This window comes from Antribacter soli, assembly GCF_021568775.1.
In the GTDB taxonomy this organism is placed as follows: Bacteria; Actinomycetota; Actinomycetes; order Actinomycetales; family Cellulomonadaceae; genus Antribacter; species Antribacter soli.
In genome coordinates this window covers 20,273-36,515 of sequence record NZ_JAKGSG010000034.1, presented here as the reverse complement: position 1 = coordinate 36,515, position 16,243 = coordinate 20,273, and the positions used below count along the sequence as shown (strand labels likewise).

Here is a 16,243-nt window from a genome sequence, read left to right as displayed (position 1 = left end):
CGTGGTCAGGGACGGCGCACCGGCGCGACCGGAGCCGACCGCACTTCTCGTGCTCGCGCTGACGCACCGGTCGTTCGCGCACGAGGCCGGCGGGATCCCCACGAACGAGCGCCTGGAGTTCCTGGGCGACACGGTCCTGGGGCTGGTCGTCACGGAGGCGCTGTACCGGCGCCACCCGGACCTCTCGGAGGGCGATCTGGCGCGGATGCGTGCGGCAACGGTGTCGCAGCGGTCGCTGGCAGTGATCGCACGCAACCTCCAGCTGGGCCGTTACGTGCTGCTCGGCAAGGGCGAGGTCCGCACGCGCGGGTTCGACAAGGACTCGATCCTGTCGGACACGGTCGAGGCCCTCATCGGCGCGACCTACCTGAGCCACGGCCTCGAGGTGTCGCGCGAGCTGGTGCACCGGCTCGTCGACGCGCAGCTCGACGTCGCGGCCGCCCTCGGCGCGGGCCTCGACTGGAAGACGTCGCTGCAGGAGGCGGCAGCCGAACGTGGCCTGCCCGCGCCCGAGTACGTGGCGACGGCCGAGGGGCCTGAGCACGCCCGCATCTTCCACTCGTCCGTCGTGATCGACGGCGTGACGTACGGAACGGGTTCCGGCACGGCGAAGAAGCACGCGGAGCAGGGTGCGGCCGAGGGGGCCTACCGGGAGCTCCTGGCAAGCTTCCCGCGTCCCGACGCGGCCGCCGACCCCGCGGCGTCCAAGGGTGCGAGTGCCTGAGCTGCCCGAGGTCGAGACCGTCCGGGACGGTCTCGAGCGCCTGGTCGTCGGCGCGGTGGTGCGGGACGTCGAGGTCTTCCGCGACTACAGCGTCCGGCGGCACGACGGAGGACCGGTCGCCTTCCGCGCCGAGCTCACCGGCCAGCGCCTCGCCGCGGCGGTGCGCCGCGGCAAGTTCCTCTGGTTCCCGCTCGAACCCGCGGACGCACCCCCGCCTCCCGGCGCCCGGAGCGCGGCGGCGCTCCTCGCGCACCTCGGCATGTCGGGCCAGCTCCTCGTCCGGTCGGGCACCGACCCGGACGACTTCCGACACCCGCACCTGCGCGTCCGGCTCCACCTCGACGGTGCCCCGTCGGACGCCCGGTACGTCGACTTCGTGGACCAGCGGACCTTCGGCTACCTGAGCGTCAGCGACCTCGTCCCGGTGCCCGACGGCGCCCCGGGCGGCCTGGGCAGCGACCTCGCCGCGGTCCCGGGCCCGGTCGCGCACATCGCCCGTGACCTGCTCGACCCTTACCTCAAGGGTGGGGCAGAGGGCAGGGACGACCTCGCGAGGCGGGTGCGCCGTCGTCGGACCCAGATCAAGCGAGCACTGCTGGACCAGGGCGTGGTGTCCGGCGTCGGCAACATCTATGCCGACGAGGCGCTGTGGCGGGCCCGCCTGCACTGGGCCCGGCCCACCGACCGCCTGCGCGTCGCCGACGTGCACCGGGTGCTGGACGCGGCCGAGGAGGTGATGCGCGAGGCGCTGGCCCAGGGCGGGACGAGCTTCGACGCGCTGTACGTGAACGTGAACGGTCAGTCGGGCTACTTCGACCGGTCGCTGAACGTGTACGGGCGTGAGGGCGAGCCGTGCCGCCGCTGCGGCACCCCGATCCGCCGGGACCCCTTCATGAACCGGTCCGCCTTCACGTGCCCGGTGTGCCAGCGGGCCCCCCGCGCGACGTGAGCCTCCCGGCCCGCCTACCGCACGACGACGTTGCGCAGCGCCTCCCGGCCGCCGGTGCGCCAGGCCGTGAGCTGCTCCGCGAGGAACCGCGCCGCTCCCCGCGGCCGGCCGCCCGCGACGTGGGGCGTGAGGATCATGCCGGGAGCGTCCCAGAGCGGTGAGTCCGCAGGCAGCGGCTCGGTCTGCATGACGTCGAGCGCGGCGCCGGCCAGCCGCCCGCCGCGTAGGGCGTCGACGAGCGCCGCCTCGTCGACGGTCGCCCCGCGCCCGACGTTGACGAACCGGGCGTGCGGGGGCAGGAAGGCGAGCGTCGCCGCGTCGAGCGCGTGCCGGGTCTGCGGGGTCGCCGGCAGCAGCGAGATCAGCACGTCGGTGCGCGGCAGCAAGGTCGGCAGGTCGTCGGCGGTGACGACGGAGAAGCCGTGGCGCTCGCCCGCGGTGCCCGCGACGCCGGTCACCTGGGCTCCGAGCGCGGACAGCAGCGGCGCGAGGACGGCGGCGATCGACCCGAAGCCCCAGATCGTGACCCGCGCTCCGTCGAGGGTGTACGAGGCGGCCGTCGCGGGGTCCTCCTGCGCGAACGTGATCTCCTTCGCCCACCGGTGCTCCCGCTGGGCGGCGAACGACACGTCGAGGCGGCGCACGAGCGCGAGGACGAGGCCGAGGGTGTGCTCGGCGACCGTGTCGTCGTGCAGCGAACGGCCCGACGCGATCACGACGTCCGGTGCGAAGTTCGCCGCCACGGCGACGTCCGGCCCGGCCGCGAGCGTCTGCACCCAGCGCAGCCGGGTCAGGCGCCGGGCGGCGTCCGCGACCACCCGCGGCGGGCTCGACCACGTCACCAGGACGTCGGCGTCGACGTGCTCCTCCGGCACCGGCTCCTTCATCGCGTAGGCGACCACGATGTCGGTGCCGCCTGGGCCGAAGGAGGCTCCGCCGTCGGGCAGCAGGGCCGTGAAGGCGAGGTCGAAGGGGACGTCCGGGACGAGGATCTTCACGCGGGGGACGCTACCCGACGGGACCGGCGGGGCGAGGCGGCCCAGTCCGCCGCGCCCCGCCGGCAGACTCAGCCGGTGACGCGGATGAACACCGGGTTGTCCTGCCACATGGCGGTGTACTGCACGGGCACGCCGACCTGCTGCGCCTCGACGACCATGCCGTTGCCCGCATAGAGCGCGATGTGGCCGGACGTCCAGACGAGGTCGCCAGGCCGCGCGTCGGCCGCGGACACGACCGTGCCCGCGTAGCGCTGCTCGGAGGACGAGCGCGGCAGGTCGATCCCGAGCTGCTGGTACACGTACCAGATCAGCCCGGAGCAGTCGAAGCCCGAGAGCGACTCGCCGCCGTAGACGTACGGGGTGCCGACGAGCTCCATGGCGATCGCGACCGCCCGGGCGCCGAGGTCGGCCGACGAGGCTGCGGCGGCTGCCGCCGCGGCCTCTGCCTCGGCCGCGGCCGCCGCTGCTGCGGCCTGTGCCGCTGCGGCCGCCTCGGCCTCCGCCCGTGCCTGGGCTTCCGCCTCGGCACGGGCCTGCGCCTCCGCGAGAGCGCGGGCTTCCGCCTCGGCCTGGGCGATGCCCTCGGCCGTCTTCTCGAAGGGAGTGACACTGACCGGTGCGGCCTCGATCGTCACATGGGCGTCTGCGGACACCTCCACGATGGGCACGAGCTGGAGGGTCGTGCTCGGGGTCGTCGCCACGTCGAGCGTGTGGCGGTTGGACGTCTCGACGGGCGCTGCGGCGGCGGGCGACGAGAACACCGACGCCAGGATGCCCGAGGACACCATCGCGATGGCGCCTGTGCGGGCGGCGTTCTCGGTCGCAATCTGGGTGAAGGTGGTCAGGGGGGTGACGGGCGGGCCGTCGGCACGGTGCCGGGCCCGCTGGGTGGTCGTGATCTGCTCGCCGCGCGCGGCGAGCTCGTCGGTGAGTGTGGTCACCAGTGGTCTCCTCGACGCCTACGAGGTGAGCTGTCGGGTTCGGATAGGGAGAGCGTTCACCCGGCCCGGCTCTCGCCGGGCTTCACCCCGAGGACGCTTGCGCGTCCGGCTTACCTGGTTCCCCCGCCCCTGTCATGTCGTCGCTGCTCAGGACCGTTGACAGGGCTCGGCGTCCAGTCCTGGACCCCACCGGACCGGCGAGGTGAGTCGACCGTACCGGGACTCTCCAGAATTGTCACGATCCGGTTACGGGCACCGTGCCAGGATGGCGCCATGCACGCGACACCCGCCTCGGCCGGCCCCCCGGACGGCACCGCCGCCCGCTACGACGCCGTCGTCGTCGGAGGCGGCCACAACGGCCTGACCGCCGCGGCCTACCTCGCCCGCGCGGGCCGTTCGGTGCTCGTCCTCGAGCGCCTCGACCACGTGGGCGGGGCCGCCGTGTCGGCCCGCCCGTTCACCGGCGTGGATGCGCGGCTGTCGCGCTACTCGTACCTCGTCTCGCTCCTGCCGCGACAGATCGTCACGGAGCTCGCCCTGCCGCTCGAGCTGCGGCGGCGCCGCTTCTCGTCGTACACGCCCGTCGGAGACGGCGGTCTGTTGGTCGACACAGGGTCCGACGACGTCTCGCGCGCCTCGTTCCGCAGCCTCACCGGCAGCGATGCGGACTTCGAGGCCTGGCAGCGGTTCTACGCCGGCACCGCCGCCGTCGCACGGCGGCTGTTTCCCACGATGACCGAGCCGCTGGTCTCCCGGGACGAGGCCCGTGCCCTCGTCGGCGACGACGCGACGTGGCGGACGCTGTTCGAGGAACCGATCGGCGCCGTGCTGCGGCGCACCTTCGCGGACGACGTCGTGCGCGGCGTCGCCGCGACGGACGCGCTCATCGGCACGTTCGCCGACGTCGACGAGGAGTCGCTGCGGCAGAACCGCTGCTTCCTGTACCACGTGGTCGGCAACGGCACCGGCGACTGGGACGTGCCCGTCGGCGGCATGGGCGCCGTCACCGGGGCGCTGCGCGACGCCGCCCTCGCGGCGGGCGCCACGATCCGCACCGGGGCCGAGGTCACGGCGGTCGACCCGGGAGCGCCGGGCGCGGACGCGGAGGTTGCGTGGGCCGACGCAGACGGGCGCGCCCACGGCGTGCGCGCCGGGCACGTCCTCGCGGGCTGCGCGCCCGCCACGCTCGACCGCCTCCTCGCCGCGTCGGGGGCGGCTCCGGTGGGAGACGACACCGCGCCCGAGGGGGCGCAGCTCAAGGTGAACATGCTGCTCACGCGCTTGCCGCGGCTGCGCGACGGTGTCGATCCCGTCGCCGCGTTCGCCGGGACGTTCCACGTCAACGAGTCGCTCACCCAGCTCCAGGCGGCGTACGCGCAGGCCGCCGACGGCAAGATCCCCGACCTGCCGCCGTCCGAGATCTACTGCCACACGCTGACGGACCCGTCGATCCTCGGGCCCTCGCTCCGGGAGGCCGGGGCGCAGACCATCACGCTGTTCGGGCTGCACATGCCCACGCGGCTGTTCCGCGACGACCCCGACGGCGCGCGCGACGCGGCGCTCGCGGCGACGCTCCGGTCGCTCGACTCCGTGCTCGCCGAGCCGATCGAGGACTGCCTCGCGCTCGACGCCGACGGCAAGCCCTGCCTCGAGGTGCGGACTCCCGTCGACCTCGAGGGCGACGTCGGCCTGCCCGGCGGGCACATCTTCCACCGCGACCTCGCGTGGCCGTTTGCCGAGTCCGACGACGAGGTGGGGCGCTGGGGCGTCGAGACGGCGCACGACGCTGTGCTGCTGGCCGGTGCCGGCGCGCGGCGTGGCGGGGGAGTGAGCGGCATCCCGGGCCGCGCGGCGGCGATGGCGGCGCTGGGGGCGTAGCCGGGACATGTCGAGGTGATCACCTCGTCGGACGGGTCGACTACTTCGGCGGCCTTCTGGTGGCGAGGTAGTCACCCCGTCCGACGGCCTGACTATCTCGGCACTATCTCGGCGCGATGGTCTCCGCCGCGGCGGCCCAGGCATAGGCCTCGTCGGTCGCCAGGAGGTGCGCGTGCGTGCCGCGCGCCCAGACCCGGGCGGGCTCGCCTGCGGCGGGCTCGCCTGCGGCGGGCTCGCCTGCGGCGGGCTCGCCCGCCGCGGCCGGGTCGTCGCCGCTGTCCGCGCGGCGCAGCACCAGCACCTCGTCCACGGCGTCCAACGGACTCAGCCGGTGCGTGGCCAGGAGCACCGCGCGCCCCGTCGCACGCGCGTGCTCCACCAGGGTGCGCACGAGGGCGTCCGCCGTGGTCGCGTCGAGGTGCTCGGCGGGCTCGTCGACCAGCAGGACCCGCGCGGGGGCGAGCAGCGCGCGGGCGACGAGCAGCCGGCGACGCTCGCCCCCTGACACGGCCGCCGCGTCCGAGCCCACCATCGTCCCGAGGCCCTCCGGCAGCCCGTCGAGCCAGTCGCCCAGGCCGACGGTGCGGAGGGCGTCGCGCGCCTCGTCCGGGGTGACGTCCCCCCGTGCCACCCGGAGGTTCTCCAGCACCGTGGTGTCGAACACATGCCCGTCCTCGGCCACGAGCAGGGCCGCGGGCCCCCGCCCCCGCCCCCGCCCCCGCGCCCGCTCCCTCTCGCGTGATCGGCAGTTCGTCGGATGATCGGTAGGCCGGGCTGCCGATCACGCGACGAACTGCCGATCGAGCGGTATGCACCGAGCCTGCGAGCGGCGGGACCAGGCCGGCTGCCGTAGCGAGCAGCGTCGTCTTGCCCACGCCCGACGGCCCGGCGAGCGCCACGACCGAGCCCGGTACCAGGGCGAGTGACACGCCCGCGACGACCGCCCGGTCGCCCCAGCCCGCGGTGACGCCGTCGAGCTCGAGGAGCGACCCCGCCGCGGCGGCGCTCAAGCCCGTGCCCACCTCGCCGATCACGCCCTCCGACGGACTGCCGATCACGCGGGGGACACCCGGCCCGCCCTCCGGCAGCAGCGCCAGCAGGCGCCGCGCCGCCTCGCGTGAGCGGTGCAGCTGCACCGCCGCGGCGGGCATCCCGGCGGTCGCCTCGAACACGGCGAGCGGCGTCAGGACCACGACGGTGAGCTCCTCGGGCGCGAGCCGGCCGTCGAGCACCGCGGGGATCCCGAGGGCGATCGCGGCGACGACCGCGAGCCCCTGCGCGAGCGCGCCGAGTGCGGAGGACAGGCCGGTGGTGCGGGCTCCGGCGTCGGCGACGGCGGTGAGCCGGTCGTCGGCGCGGCCCAGCTGGGCGAGCCGGTCGTCGAAGCGCCCGGAGACGCGCAGCGCGGAGGCGTCCTCCAGCAGCTCGAGTGTCAGGGCGGTCACCTCGCCCCGCACAGTCGCGCCCTGCGCCTCGACGGACGCGGCGGCGCGCGCGGCCAGCCACGGCGCGACCACCCCCGCGAGCACGAGGCACGCGGCGAGGGCCGCGCCCGCCGCGGGCAGGAACGCGCCGACGAGCACCGCGGACCCCGCCCCGACCACGAGCGCGACGCCCGCGGGGACGACGGCACGCACCACGACGTCGCCCACGTCGTCGACGTCGGCCCCGAGGCGCGCCAGCAGGTCGCCGCGGCGCACGGTCAGCGGCGCGGCGCTCCGCGCGAGGGCGTCGTACACGTTGGCCCGCAGCGCCGCCATGCCGCGCAGCGCGACGTCGTGCGACGCGAGGCGCTCGCAGTACCGCAGCACCCCCCGCCCGATCCCGAACGCCCGCACCGACACCACGGCGACCGACAGGGTCAGCACCGGCGGCATCTGCGAGGCGCGCGCGATGAGCCACGCGGCTACGGCCGCGAGACCGATCGCGCACCCGAGGGCCAGGGTCCCGAGCGCGACGGCGGCGGCGACCCGGCCGGGCCGTACCTCGAGCAGGGGCAGCACCGCCCGCAGCGGGTCGTGCCGCCCGCTGCCCGACGCCTCTCGCCTATCGCTCATGCCTCGCCTCCGGTGGTGCGGAAGTGGTGTCCGGTGCTGTGGGTATGGCTGCGGCGGGAGTCGTGGCGTGAATTGTCGCCGCAGCCACACCCACAGCGGGAGCAGGCGCCGACGACACGTCGACCACCTGGTCGGCTAGCGCCAGCAGCGACGCCCGGTGGGCGACGACGACGACCGTGCGGCCGGCGTCGCGCCACGCCCGGACCGTGTCGAGGACCGCCTGCTCGCCGCGGGCGTCGAGGTGGGCGGTCGGCTCGTCGAGGACGACGAGCGGCCGGGCCGCGGCGTCGTCGAGGAGCGCGGCGGTGAGGGCGACACGCTGGCGCTGGCCGACGCTCAGCCCGACGCCGCCCAGGCCCACGACGGTGTCCCAGCCCCGGGGCAGGTCGCGCACGACGGCGTCGAGTCCCGTGCGCCGGGCGGCCTCGTCCCGCTCCGGCGAACCGACCGCCCGGGTGGCCGTCACGACGTCGTGCACGGTGCCGGGTGGGAGGGACGGGCGCTGCGGCACCCAGGTGAGCCGCGCCCACCAGCTCTCGAGGTCGACGTCGGTGAGGTCGACCGGCCCGGCCGCGCCGTCACCACCGCCGGCGGCGGGCTCCACGAGCACCCGGCCGGCGTCGGGCCGCAGCAGCCCGAGGAGCGCGAGCACCGCCGTCGACTTCCCGCCGCCGCTCGGGCCGCGCAGCGCGACGACCCGCCCGCTGCCGGGCGTGCCCGCCCCGAGCGGGATCCTGGCCGAGAGACCCGCGGGCGCGTAGACGGCCCGGTCGCCTGCGCGGACGGTCACGTCGTCGAGCACGAGCGTCGCCCCGGCGAGCGGGGGAGCGGGCCGGCGGGTGGCGTCGGCCCGGTCCTCGCGCTCCGCGTCCTCGAGCACGGCGAACGCCCGGTCCGCCGCGGCGAGGCCGTCGGTGGACGCGTGGAACTCGGCGCCGACGCGGCGCAGGGGGAGGTAGACCTCGGGTGCGAGCATGAGCACGGCGATGGCCGGCTCCAGGGGCATGGCGCCCTCGACGAGCCGCAGCCCCACGCCCACGGCGACGATCGCCACCGAGAGCGTGGTGAGGAGCTCGAGCACCATCGAGGAGAGGAACGCAACCCGCAGCGTTCCCATCGTGGCGCGGCGCGAGGCGTCGCCGAGCTCGCGCACGCGGGCGCCGGGCCCGATGGCGCGGCCGAAGGCGCGCAGGGTCGGCAGGCCGGCGACGAGGTCGAGCACCTGGGCGCCGAGCCGCTGCACCGTGGCGAGGCGTCGCTCCGACGTGCCCGCGGTGAGCCGCCCCACCAGCACCATGAACAGCGGAACGAGCGGCAGCGTCACGATCACGACGAGCACGGACACCCAGTCGAGCGTCCACACGACGACCACGAGAGCGGGCGTGAGCAGGGCCGTGAGCACGAGCTGCGGCAGGTACCGGACGAGATAGGGCTCGAGGGCGTCCAGGCCGCGCGTGGCCAGGGTCGCCACGTCGGCCTCGCGGCTCACGTCCGACCGCGGCGGGCGCGCCGCCCACGCCGCCACCACGGCGGAGCGCAGCTCGGCGACGGTCCGGGCGGCGGCCCGCAGGGCGTACCGGTCCTGGGCCCACGCGACCGCGCCGCGCAGGCCCACGACCGCCACCAGCGCCGCGAAGGGCCACACCTGGTCGGGAGCCGTCACGCCGCCGTCGGCCACCGAGGCGCTCCCCGACACGACGGGGGTCAGCAGCCGGGCGACCAGCAGCGCCTGGGCCACCACGAGGCCCGCCGAGAGGGCGCCGAGCCCCACGGTCAGCACCAGGTAGGCGCGCGCCGCGGCGCCCTGCGCGAGGCGCGGGTCGAAAGGCTTCACCGGCCCATCCTTGCGTGCCGGCTCAGAACGCGGCGTCCTTGATCCGCTGCCACGTGAGCCCCACGGGCGCCGGGATGTGCTTCACGCTCAGGCGCCGCCGGAACACCCAGTACGTCCAGGCCTGGTACGCGAGCACGAGCGGCGTCAGCACGAGCGCGACGACGGTCATGACGCCGAGCGTGTACGGCGTCGAGGACGCCTCGGCGATCGACAGCGAGTTCCCGCCGCCGAGGCCGGGCATCACGTCGGGGAACATCGAGCCGAAGATCAGCACGACGGCGGAGACCAGCACGACCGCCGACAGCGCGAAGGCCCAGCCCTCGCGCCCGGCCCGGTTCGCCACGAGGACGCCGATCAGGCCACCGGCGGCGATCGCGACGGCCACCCACGTCCACCCGGTCGAGTACGCGAGCTGCGCCCAGACGGCCCAGCCGCCGGCGACCACGACCGCGGCCACGCCGAGCACTCCGGCCAGGCGGCGAGCCCGGGCCCGGATCTCGCCGTCGGTCTTGAGCGCCACGAACACGGCGCCGTGCAGCAGGAACAGGACGAGCGTCACGAGCCCACCCACCAGGGCGAACGGGTTGAGCAAGGCCCAGAACCCGCCGACGTACTGGTGCGCCTCGTCGAGCTGCACGCCCCGCACGAGGTTGGCGAACGCGACTCCCCAGAGGATGGCGGGAACCCAGGAGCCGACCTGGATCGCGAGGTCGCAGCGCCGCGCCCAGGCGGCGTCGGCGATCTTGCCGCGGTACTCGAAGGCGACGCCGCGCACGATGAGCGCCACGAGGATGAGCAGCAACGGCAGGTAGAAGCCGGAGAACAGGGTGGCGTACCACTCGGGGAACGCGGCGAAGGTCGCGCCGCCGGCGGTGAGGAGCCACACCTCGTTGCCGTCCCAGACGGGCCCGATGGTGTTGACCAGCAGGCGCCGCTCCTTCTCGCGGTGCGCGGCGTCGCCGCGGGGCAGGATCGAGAGCAGCATCCCGACCCCGAAGTCGAAGCCCTCCAGGACGAGGTACCCGGTCCACAGGACCGCGATGAGGACGAACCAGAAGATGGAGAGATCCATGGCGGTGGCTCCGGGTTCAGTAGGCGAAGGAGAGCGGGCGGTCGGCGGCGTCGTCGGTTCGCGCCTCGGGTGAGTCGTCGTGGACGACGGCGGGCACGCCCTCGACCGTGTACCGGTGCATGAGGCGGTACCAGATGACCGCGAGCACGCCGTAGACGACGGTGAACACGATCATCGAGGTGAGCACCATCCCCGGGCTCACCACCGTCGAGACGCCGCGCAGCGTGAGCAGCCGGATCTCGTCGATGCCCGTGGGGTTCGGTGCGACGACCCACGGCTGACGGCCGGTCTCGGTGAAGATCCAGCCGAAGGACGACGCCAGGAACGGCATGGGGATCGCGGCGAGGCCGATGCGGGCCAGCCAGGGGTTGTCGCTGACGCGCCCGCCGCGGGTGAACCACAGCGCGGCCAGCGAGAGCGCGACGGAGCCGATCGCGAGGCCGATCATCAGCCGGAAGCTCCAGTAGGTGAGGGCGAGGTTCGGCGTGTACGAGACGGGGTTGCCGGCGTCGTCGGTGTCGCCGTACCGCTCCGTGTACGACTCCTGGACGTCCACGACGCCGGGGAGATAGCTGTCCGGGCCGGAGAAGCTGCCGGTGCCGAGGTAGCTGGCCAGGCCCGGGATCTCGATGAGGTGGCGCACGCCCTCGCACGAGTTGCTCAGGTCGCCGATCGTGAGGATCGAGAAGGCGGCAGCCTCGGTGCCCTCGCAGAGCGCCTCGGCGGAGGCCATCTTCCCGGGCTGCTGCTCGAACATCAGCTTGCCCTGGAAGTCGCCGGACACTGCGACGCCGACGCCCGCGATGAGCATCGTGACCGTGCCGAGCACCAGCGCCGGCCGGTAGACCGTGCGGGCGAGCTCGACGTTCTCGGGCTTGCGCGTCCGCGCCAGGCGCACCATCCACCAGGCGGCGATGCCGGCGACGAACGTGCCGGCCGTGAGGAACGCCGCCGTGACGGTGTGCGGGAACGCCGCCCAGAGCGTGCTGTTGGTGAGGACCGCCCAGATGGACTCCATCTCGGCCCGGCCGGTCTCCGGGTTGAAGCGCGTACCCACCGGGTGCTGCATCCAGGAGTTTGCCGCGAGGATGAAGAACGCCGAGAGGTTCACCGCGACGGCGACGGCCCAGATGCAGGCGAGGTGCACGCGCTTGCTCAGGCGGTCCCAGCCGAAGATCCACAGGCCGAGGAACGTGGACTCGACGAAGAACGCGGCCAGCGCCTCCATCGCGAGCGGCGCCCCGAACACGTCACCGACGAAGCGCGAGTACTCGCTCCAGTTCATGCCGAACTGGAACTCCTGCACGATGCCGGTCACGACGCCGAGCGCGAAGTTGATCAGGAAGAGCTTCCCGAAGAACTTGGTGAGCCGCAGCCACCGTTCGTCACCGGTGCGCACCCACGCGGTCTGCATGATGGCGACCAGCGGCGCCAAGCCGATCGTGAGCGGCACGAAGATGAAGTGGTACACGGTGGTGATGGCGAACTGCCACCGGGCCAGGTCAAGGGCGTCCACTGGGGGCTCCTGAGGGGTCATGGATGCTTGTGACTGTCTTCACAAGCGAATGTACGGGGTTCCGATGGCCGGTTGACCCGTTGTGGCCGTGATGTGTGACACAAGCCTGACGGCCGGACAGGGCCGGCGCGAGTGACGCGCCCGGAGAGCCCGCCCACCACGGCCGACGAGGCCGTCCTGTGCGATACTGGCCGCAGTCGTGCAGGGACCCACATCCCCCGCGCGACCTGACGAGCCCGCTGCTTCCGCGATCCGCACGCGGTGCCGCGACCACGGACATGAAGGGGTTCGTGAGCGCTGGCGTCCGCGAAGACGAGGGAGCAGGGCCGCAGCCGAGACTTCCGTCCGGGTACGCGCTTCGCCGCGATGTACCACCGGACGACCGACCGCCCGGCGGTCCGCCGGTGTGGGGCGGACCGGGGGCCACAGGAGCACAACACGTGACGCCTCGCAGCACCACGAATACGACCATCGGGTCACAGAACGATCACGACGAGGCTCTGGGAGCCTCGGCCGAGGCCGAGGAGACGACGAAGCGCACCCCGCGCCGTCGTGCCACCCGCGCCACGGCGGCCCCGCCGAAGACGGAGCCCGTCTTCCTGACGGCTGAGACCGCCACCACCCCCATCACGTCGGCGTCCACCGCCGAGCCGGTCGTCGTCGCCGGCACCGGGACGGGCGACGCCCCGCGCAAGAGCCGCCGTGCCGTGCGCGTCACTGCAGCGCCCGAGGCCGTCCCGGCCCCGGCCCCGGCTCCCGTCGCCGAGACCCCGGCCGAGCCGGAGACCCCGGCCGACCTCCCGGCCGACCTGGTGGTCGAGCTCGCGGTCGAGGACGACGTCGCGGCCCCGGCCGCGGTCGTCTCTGCCGAGCCCGAGCCCGAGCCCGAGGTGGAGGAGCCCGCCATCGCGCTCCACGACATCGTGCTGCCCGAGCGCCGCACGCCCGACGTCGAGGGCGACGCCCGCGAGGTCCGGAGCCTCGACGACATCGTTCTCCCTGCAGGCCCCCGCGGTGCCGAGGTGCACGACGCCGAGGCCGAGGCGGCACCCGCCGAGCCCGCCGAGAAGCCCGCCCGGTCGCGCCGCCGCACCAAGAAGACCGAGGCGGAGCCTGCCGAGACCCCGGCGGCCGAGCCCGCCGAGGCTCCCGCCCGCCGGTCGCGCCGCCGTGCGGCCGCGCCGGTCGCCGAGGCCCCGGTGACGGAGGCCGCCTCGGAGGCCGAGGTGATCGCCGCCCCGGAGGCCGAGCCCGCCGAGGACACGGCCGCGGAGGCGGCTCCCGCGCCGCGCACCCGCCGCGCCACCCGCGGACGCGCCGCGCGTGCCGAGGCCCCGGCCGAGCCCGCGCCGAGCCCGGAGCCGGCCGCCGAGCCGGCGGAGGCACCGATCTCGCCCGCCGCCACGACAGGCGGCTCGCGCAAGCCGCGTCTCGCGACGACCGCGCTGCTGTTCCAGGCGCCCGACCCCACGACCGCGCGCCGGCCGCGCCGTGCCGTGGCACCGGCCGGCCCGCCCCGCCCGCACGAGGAGCCGGCCGAGGCCGTCGCGCCTGCGCAGGCCGAGCCGACGCGGGCGTTGACGACGCAGGCGGCGGAGCCCCCGGCCGAGACGCTCGAGGCTGCGCCGACCGCACACGCCCCGCTGGAGCTCGACCTCCCGGCATCGAGGCTCCCGGCGGCCGAGGCCCCGGCACCCCGCACCCGGTCCCGCCGTGCCTCGCGCGGCGCCGCGGCACCGACGCCCACGGAGGCGCCCGCCGTCGACACCGCCTCGGCGCTCGAGGCGATCGCCGACACCGCGGAGCGCGCTCGCGCCGCCGCCCCGCAGTTCCTCGCGGCTGAGACCAGTGCGATCGAGCTGAGCGAGGACGAGGCCGCCGCCGTCGAGGAGGTCGGGCTCATCGAGTCCGAGCTGCTCGCCGAGGGCGTGGAGCTCGAGGAGCTCGCCCCGGAGGACTTCGAGGAGGACGAGGAGGACGAGGACGGCCTGCGCCCGGCGCGCCGTCGCCGCCGCAGGGGCGGCCGTGGCCGTCGCGGTGGCCGGGACCGTCGCGACTCGTTCGACGAGGGTGAGTCCGACGAGGACGAGGACGCCGAGGACACCGAGGCGGGCGACGCGGAGGCGACGGACGAGACCGGGGCGACCGGTCCGGCGTCGGACAGCGAGGCCGAAGGTGACGAGGGCGACGACGAGGAGGGCGAGGGTGGCAGCCGCCGCCGTCGGCGCCGCCGTCGCGGTACCCGTGGCGAGCGCGCCGAGGCTGCCGCGAGCCGTACGCGCGAGCGGGCGGTCGTCTCCGACGAGGTGACTGCGCTGAAGGGCTCCACGCGCCTCGAGGCGAAGCGTCAGCGCCGCCGCGAGGGCCGCGACGCCGGCCGTCGCCGCCAGATCATCACCGAGGCCGAGTTCCTCGCACGCCGCGAGTCGGTGACCCGCTCGATGATCGTGCGCGAGAAGGACGGCCGCACGCAGATCGCGGTGCTCGAGGACGGCGTCCTCGTGGAGCACTACGTCTCGCAGCAGTCGCAGACGTCGATGGCGGGCAACGTGTACCTGGGCCGCGTGCAGAACGTGCTGCCCAGCATGGAGGCCGCGTTCGTCGACGTGGGCAAGGGCCGCAACGCCGTGCTCTACGCGGGCGAGGTCAACTGGGACGCCGCGGGGCTCGAGGGCCAGCCGCGCCGCATCGAGCAGGCGCTGAAGTCGGGTGACTCGGTGCTGGTGCAGGTCACGAAGGACCCGATCGGCCACAAGGGCGCGCGGCTCACGAGCCAGGTCACGCTCGCCGGCCGCTACCTCGTGTTCGTGCCCGGTGGTGGCATGACCGGCATCAGCCGGAAGCTGCCCGACATCGAGCGCAACCGTCTGAAGAAGATCCTGCGCGAGGTCGTGCCCGAGGGGGCGGGCGTCATCGTGCGCACCGCCGCCGAGGGCGCGAGCGAGGAGGAGCTGCGGGCCGACGTCGAGCGCCTGCAGAACCAGTGGGCGCAGATCGAGAAGAAGGCGAAGACCGCCAACGCGCCCGCCCTGCTGCAGGGCGAGCCCGACCTCGCGATCCGCGTGGTCCGCGACATCTTCAACGACGACTTCTCGTCGCTCGTGGTGGAGGGCGACGGGGCGTGGGACGAGATCTCGTCCTACGTCGACGAGCTCGCCCCGGACCTGCGCGAGCGCGTGTCCCGCTGGGCTGAGAACACGGACGTGTTCGCTGTGCACCGCGTGGACGAGCAGCTCTCCAAGGGGATGGACCGCAAGGTGTGGCTGCCGTCGGGTGGCTCGCTGGTCATCGACCGCACCGAGGCCATGACCGTCGTGGACGTCAACACGGGCAAGTTCACCGGTGCGGGCGGCACGCTCGAGGAGACCGTCACGCGGAACAACCTCGAGGCGGCCGAGGAGATCGTGCGTCAGCTCCGGCTGCGCGACATCGGCGGCATCATCGTCATCGACTTCATCGACATGGTGCTCGAGTCCAACCGTGACCTGGTGCTCCGCCGCCTGGTCGAGTGCCTGGGCCGGGACCGGACCAAGCACCAGGTCGCCGAGGTCACGTCGCTCGGCCTGGTCCAGATGACGCGCAAGCGTGTCGGCCAGGGCCTCGTCGAGGCGTTCTCCGAGACGTGCGAGCACTGCCACGGCCGCGGGTTCATCGTGCACGAGCACCCGATCGAGCGCGGCGGCGCACCCGCCGCGCCGTCGAACGGTGGCGGGGCGGTGGCGGCCGAGGCCGAGGGCCGCGCGGCCCGGTCGCGCCGCAAGCGCGGCGGGGCGAAGGAGACGACGGCGGCTGCCACGCCTCCCGTGCCCGTCCTGCCGGACGAGCGCTCCGAGGCGCGCGAGGCCGTCAAGGCCACGCTCGCCACGATCGCTGCCGCGGCCGCGCACGCCCACGAGGCGCGCGACGTCGACGGGGTGGTCGAGCAGCCGGCCGACCTGATCGTCGAGGCTGCGACGGTGGACGCCGACGCCGCCGAGGCGTTCGTGGAGGACGCGGTGTCCGGCGCGGCTGAAGCCGTCGAGCCGGTCGCCGAGGGGGCCGTCGAGCCGGTCGCGGCGGAGGCCGAGGAGGCCGCCGTCGTTGGACAGGGTGATGTTCTGCCCAAAGGAGCAGGCGACGACGTCGCCTAAGAAGAAGGGCCTCTGGTCGCGGCTTCTCGGCCGCTGACCGGGGCACGCCGGGCCGTCCCCAAAAAGGTGGCGGCCCCGCGGCGTCCTTCTGGAAGGTCCGGTTCGATCACGCGGTTGTGTACCGGGAGGCAGCTCCCGCGGTGC

Annotated in this window: 10 protein-coding genes, 1 pseudogene and 1 riboswitch; of the genes and pseudogenes, 4 read left to right on the top strand and 7 right to left on the bottom strand. The window is 74.7% G+C overall.

Going from position 1 to position 16,243, the window contains the following annotated elements; genetic code table 11:
- Position 1 precedes the first annotated feature (1 nt).
- Both rnc and mutM read left to right on the top strand, forming a co-directional pair.
- A complete protein-coding gene (gene rnc, locus L1785_RS11755; protein ID WP_236089456.1) occupies positions 2–724 on the top strand; it encodes a ribonuclease III in 723 nt (240 codons plus the stop codon).
- The gene (gene mutM, locus L1785_RS11750) at positions 717–1,673 is read left to right on the top strand and encodes a bifunctional DNA-formamidopyrimidine glycosylase/DNA-(apurinic or apyrimidinic site) lyase (protein ID WP_236089455.1); all 957 of its coding nucleotides are present in this window, start codon (positions 717–719) and stop codon (positions 1,671–1,673) included. The genes rnc and mutM overlap by 8 nt, the downstream gene beginning before the upstream one ends.
- A gap of 14 nt (positions 1,674–1,687) precedes the next feature.
- Here the strand turns inward: mutM and L1785_RS11745 are convergent, their stop codons facing one another.
- Both L1785_RS11745 and L1785_RS23220 read right to left on the bottom strand, forming a co-directional pair.
- Complete coding sequence (locus L1785_RS11745; protein WP_236089454.1) at positions 1,688–2,671, bottom strand: NAD(P)-dependent oxidoreductase; 984 nt, start codon at positions 2,669–2,671, stop codon at positions 1,688–1,690.
- A gap of 68 nt (positions 2,672–2,739) precedes the next feature.
- On the bottom strand, positions 2,740–3,612 hold the full coding sequence (locus L1785_RS23220; RefSeq protein ID WP_236089453.1) for a C40 family peptidase: 873 nt from the start codon (positions 3,610–3,612) through the stop codon (positions 2,740–2,742).
- Between the two features lie 6 nt (positions 3,613–3,618).
- Positions 3,619–3,784, bottom strand: a riboswitch (cyclic di-AMP (ydaO/yuaA leader).
- A gap of 101 nt (positions 3,785–3,885) precedes the next feature.
- On the opposite strand from L1785_RS23220, the gene L1785_RS11735 reads away from it, so the two are divergent.
- Complete coding sequence (locus L1785_RS11735; protein WP_236089452.1) at positions 3,886–5,490, top strand: phytoene desaturase family protein; 1,605 nt, start codon at positions 3,886–3,888, stop codon at positions 5,488–5,490.
- 103 nt (positions 5,491–5,593) lie between these two features.
- Here the strand turns inward: L1785_RS11735 and L1785_RS23390 are convergent, their stop codons facing one another.
- From L1785_RS23390 to L1785_RS11715, 5 genes and pseudogenes are all read right to left on the bottom strand, one after another.
- Positions 5,594–6,121, bottom strand: a complete 528-nt coding sequence (locus L1785_RS23390; RefSeq protein ID WP_372461862.1) for an ATP-binding cassette domain-containing protein — start codon at positions 6,119–6,121, stop codon at positions 5,594–5,596.
- 214 nt (positions 6,122–6,335) lie between these two features.
- Positions 6,336–7,547, bottom strand: a pseudogene (cydC, locus tag L1785_RS11730) (thiol reductant ABC exporter subunit CydC); the annotation flags it as partial.
- Positions 7,537–9,381, bottom strand: coding sequence for a thiol reductant ABC exporter subunit CydD (cydD, locus tag L1785_RS11725; protein WP_236089451.1), 1,845 nt, complete (start codon positions 9,379–9,381; stop codon positions 7,537–7,539). The gene cydD and the pseudogene cydC, both read right to left, overlap by 11 nt.
- Before the next feature lie 22 nt (positions 9,382–9,403).
- Positions 9,404–10,453, bottom strand: a complete 1,050-nt coding sequence (gene cydB / locus L1785_RS11720) for a cytochrome d ubiquinol oxidase subunit II (protein WP_236089450.1) — start codon at positions 10,451–10,453, stop codon at positions 9,404–9,406.
- Between the two features lie 16 nt (positions 10,454–10,469).
- Positions 10,470–11,969, bottom strand: coding sequence for a cytochrome ubiquinol oxidase subunit I (locus tag L1785_RS11715; RefSeq protein WP_236089449.1), 1,500 nt, complete (start codon positions 11,967–11,969; stop codon positions 10,470–10,472).
- Positions 11,970–12,409: 440 nt separating this feature from the next.
- On the opposite strand from L1785_RS11715, the gene L1785_RS11710 reads away from it, so the two are divergent.
- Positions 12,410–16,099 (top strand): Rne/Rng family ribonuclease, encoded by a 3,690-nt coding sequence (locus L1785_RS11710; protein WP_236089448.1) that lies wholly within the window; start codon positions 12,410–12,412, stop codon positions 16,097–16,099.
- The last annotated feature ends 144 nt before the right edge of the window (positions 16,100–16,243 follow it).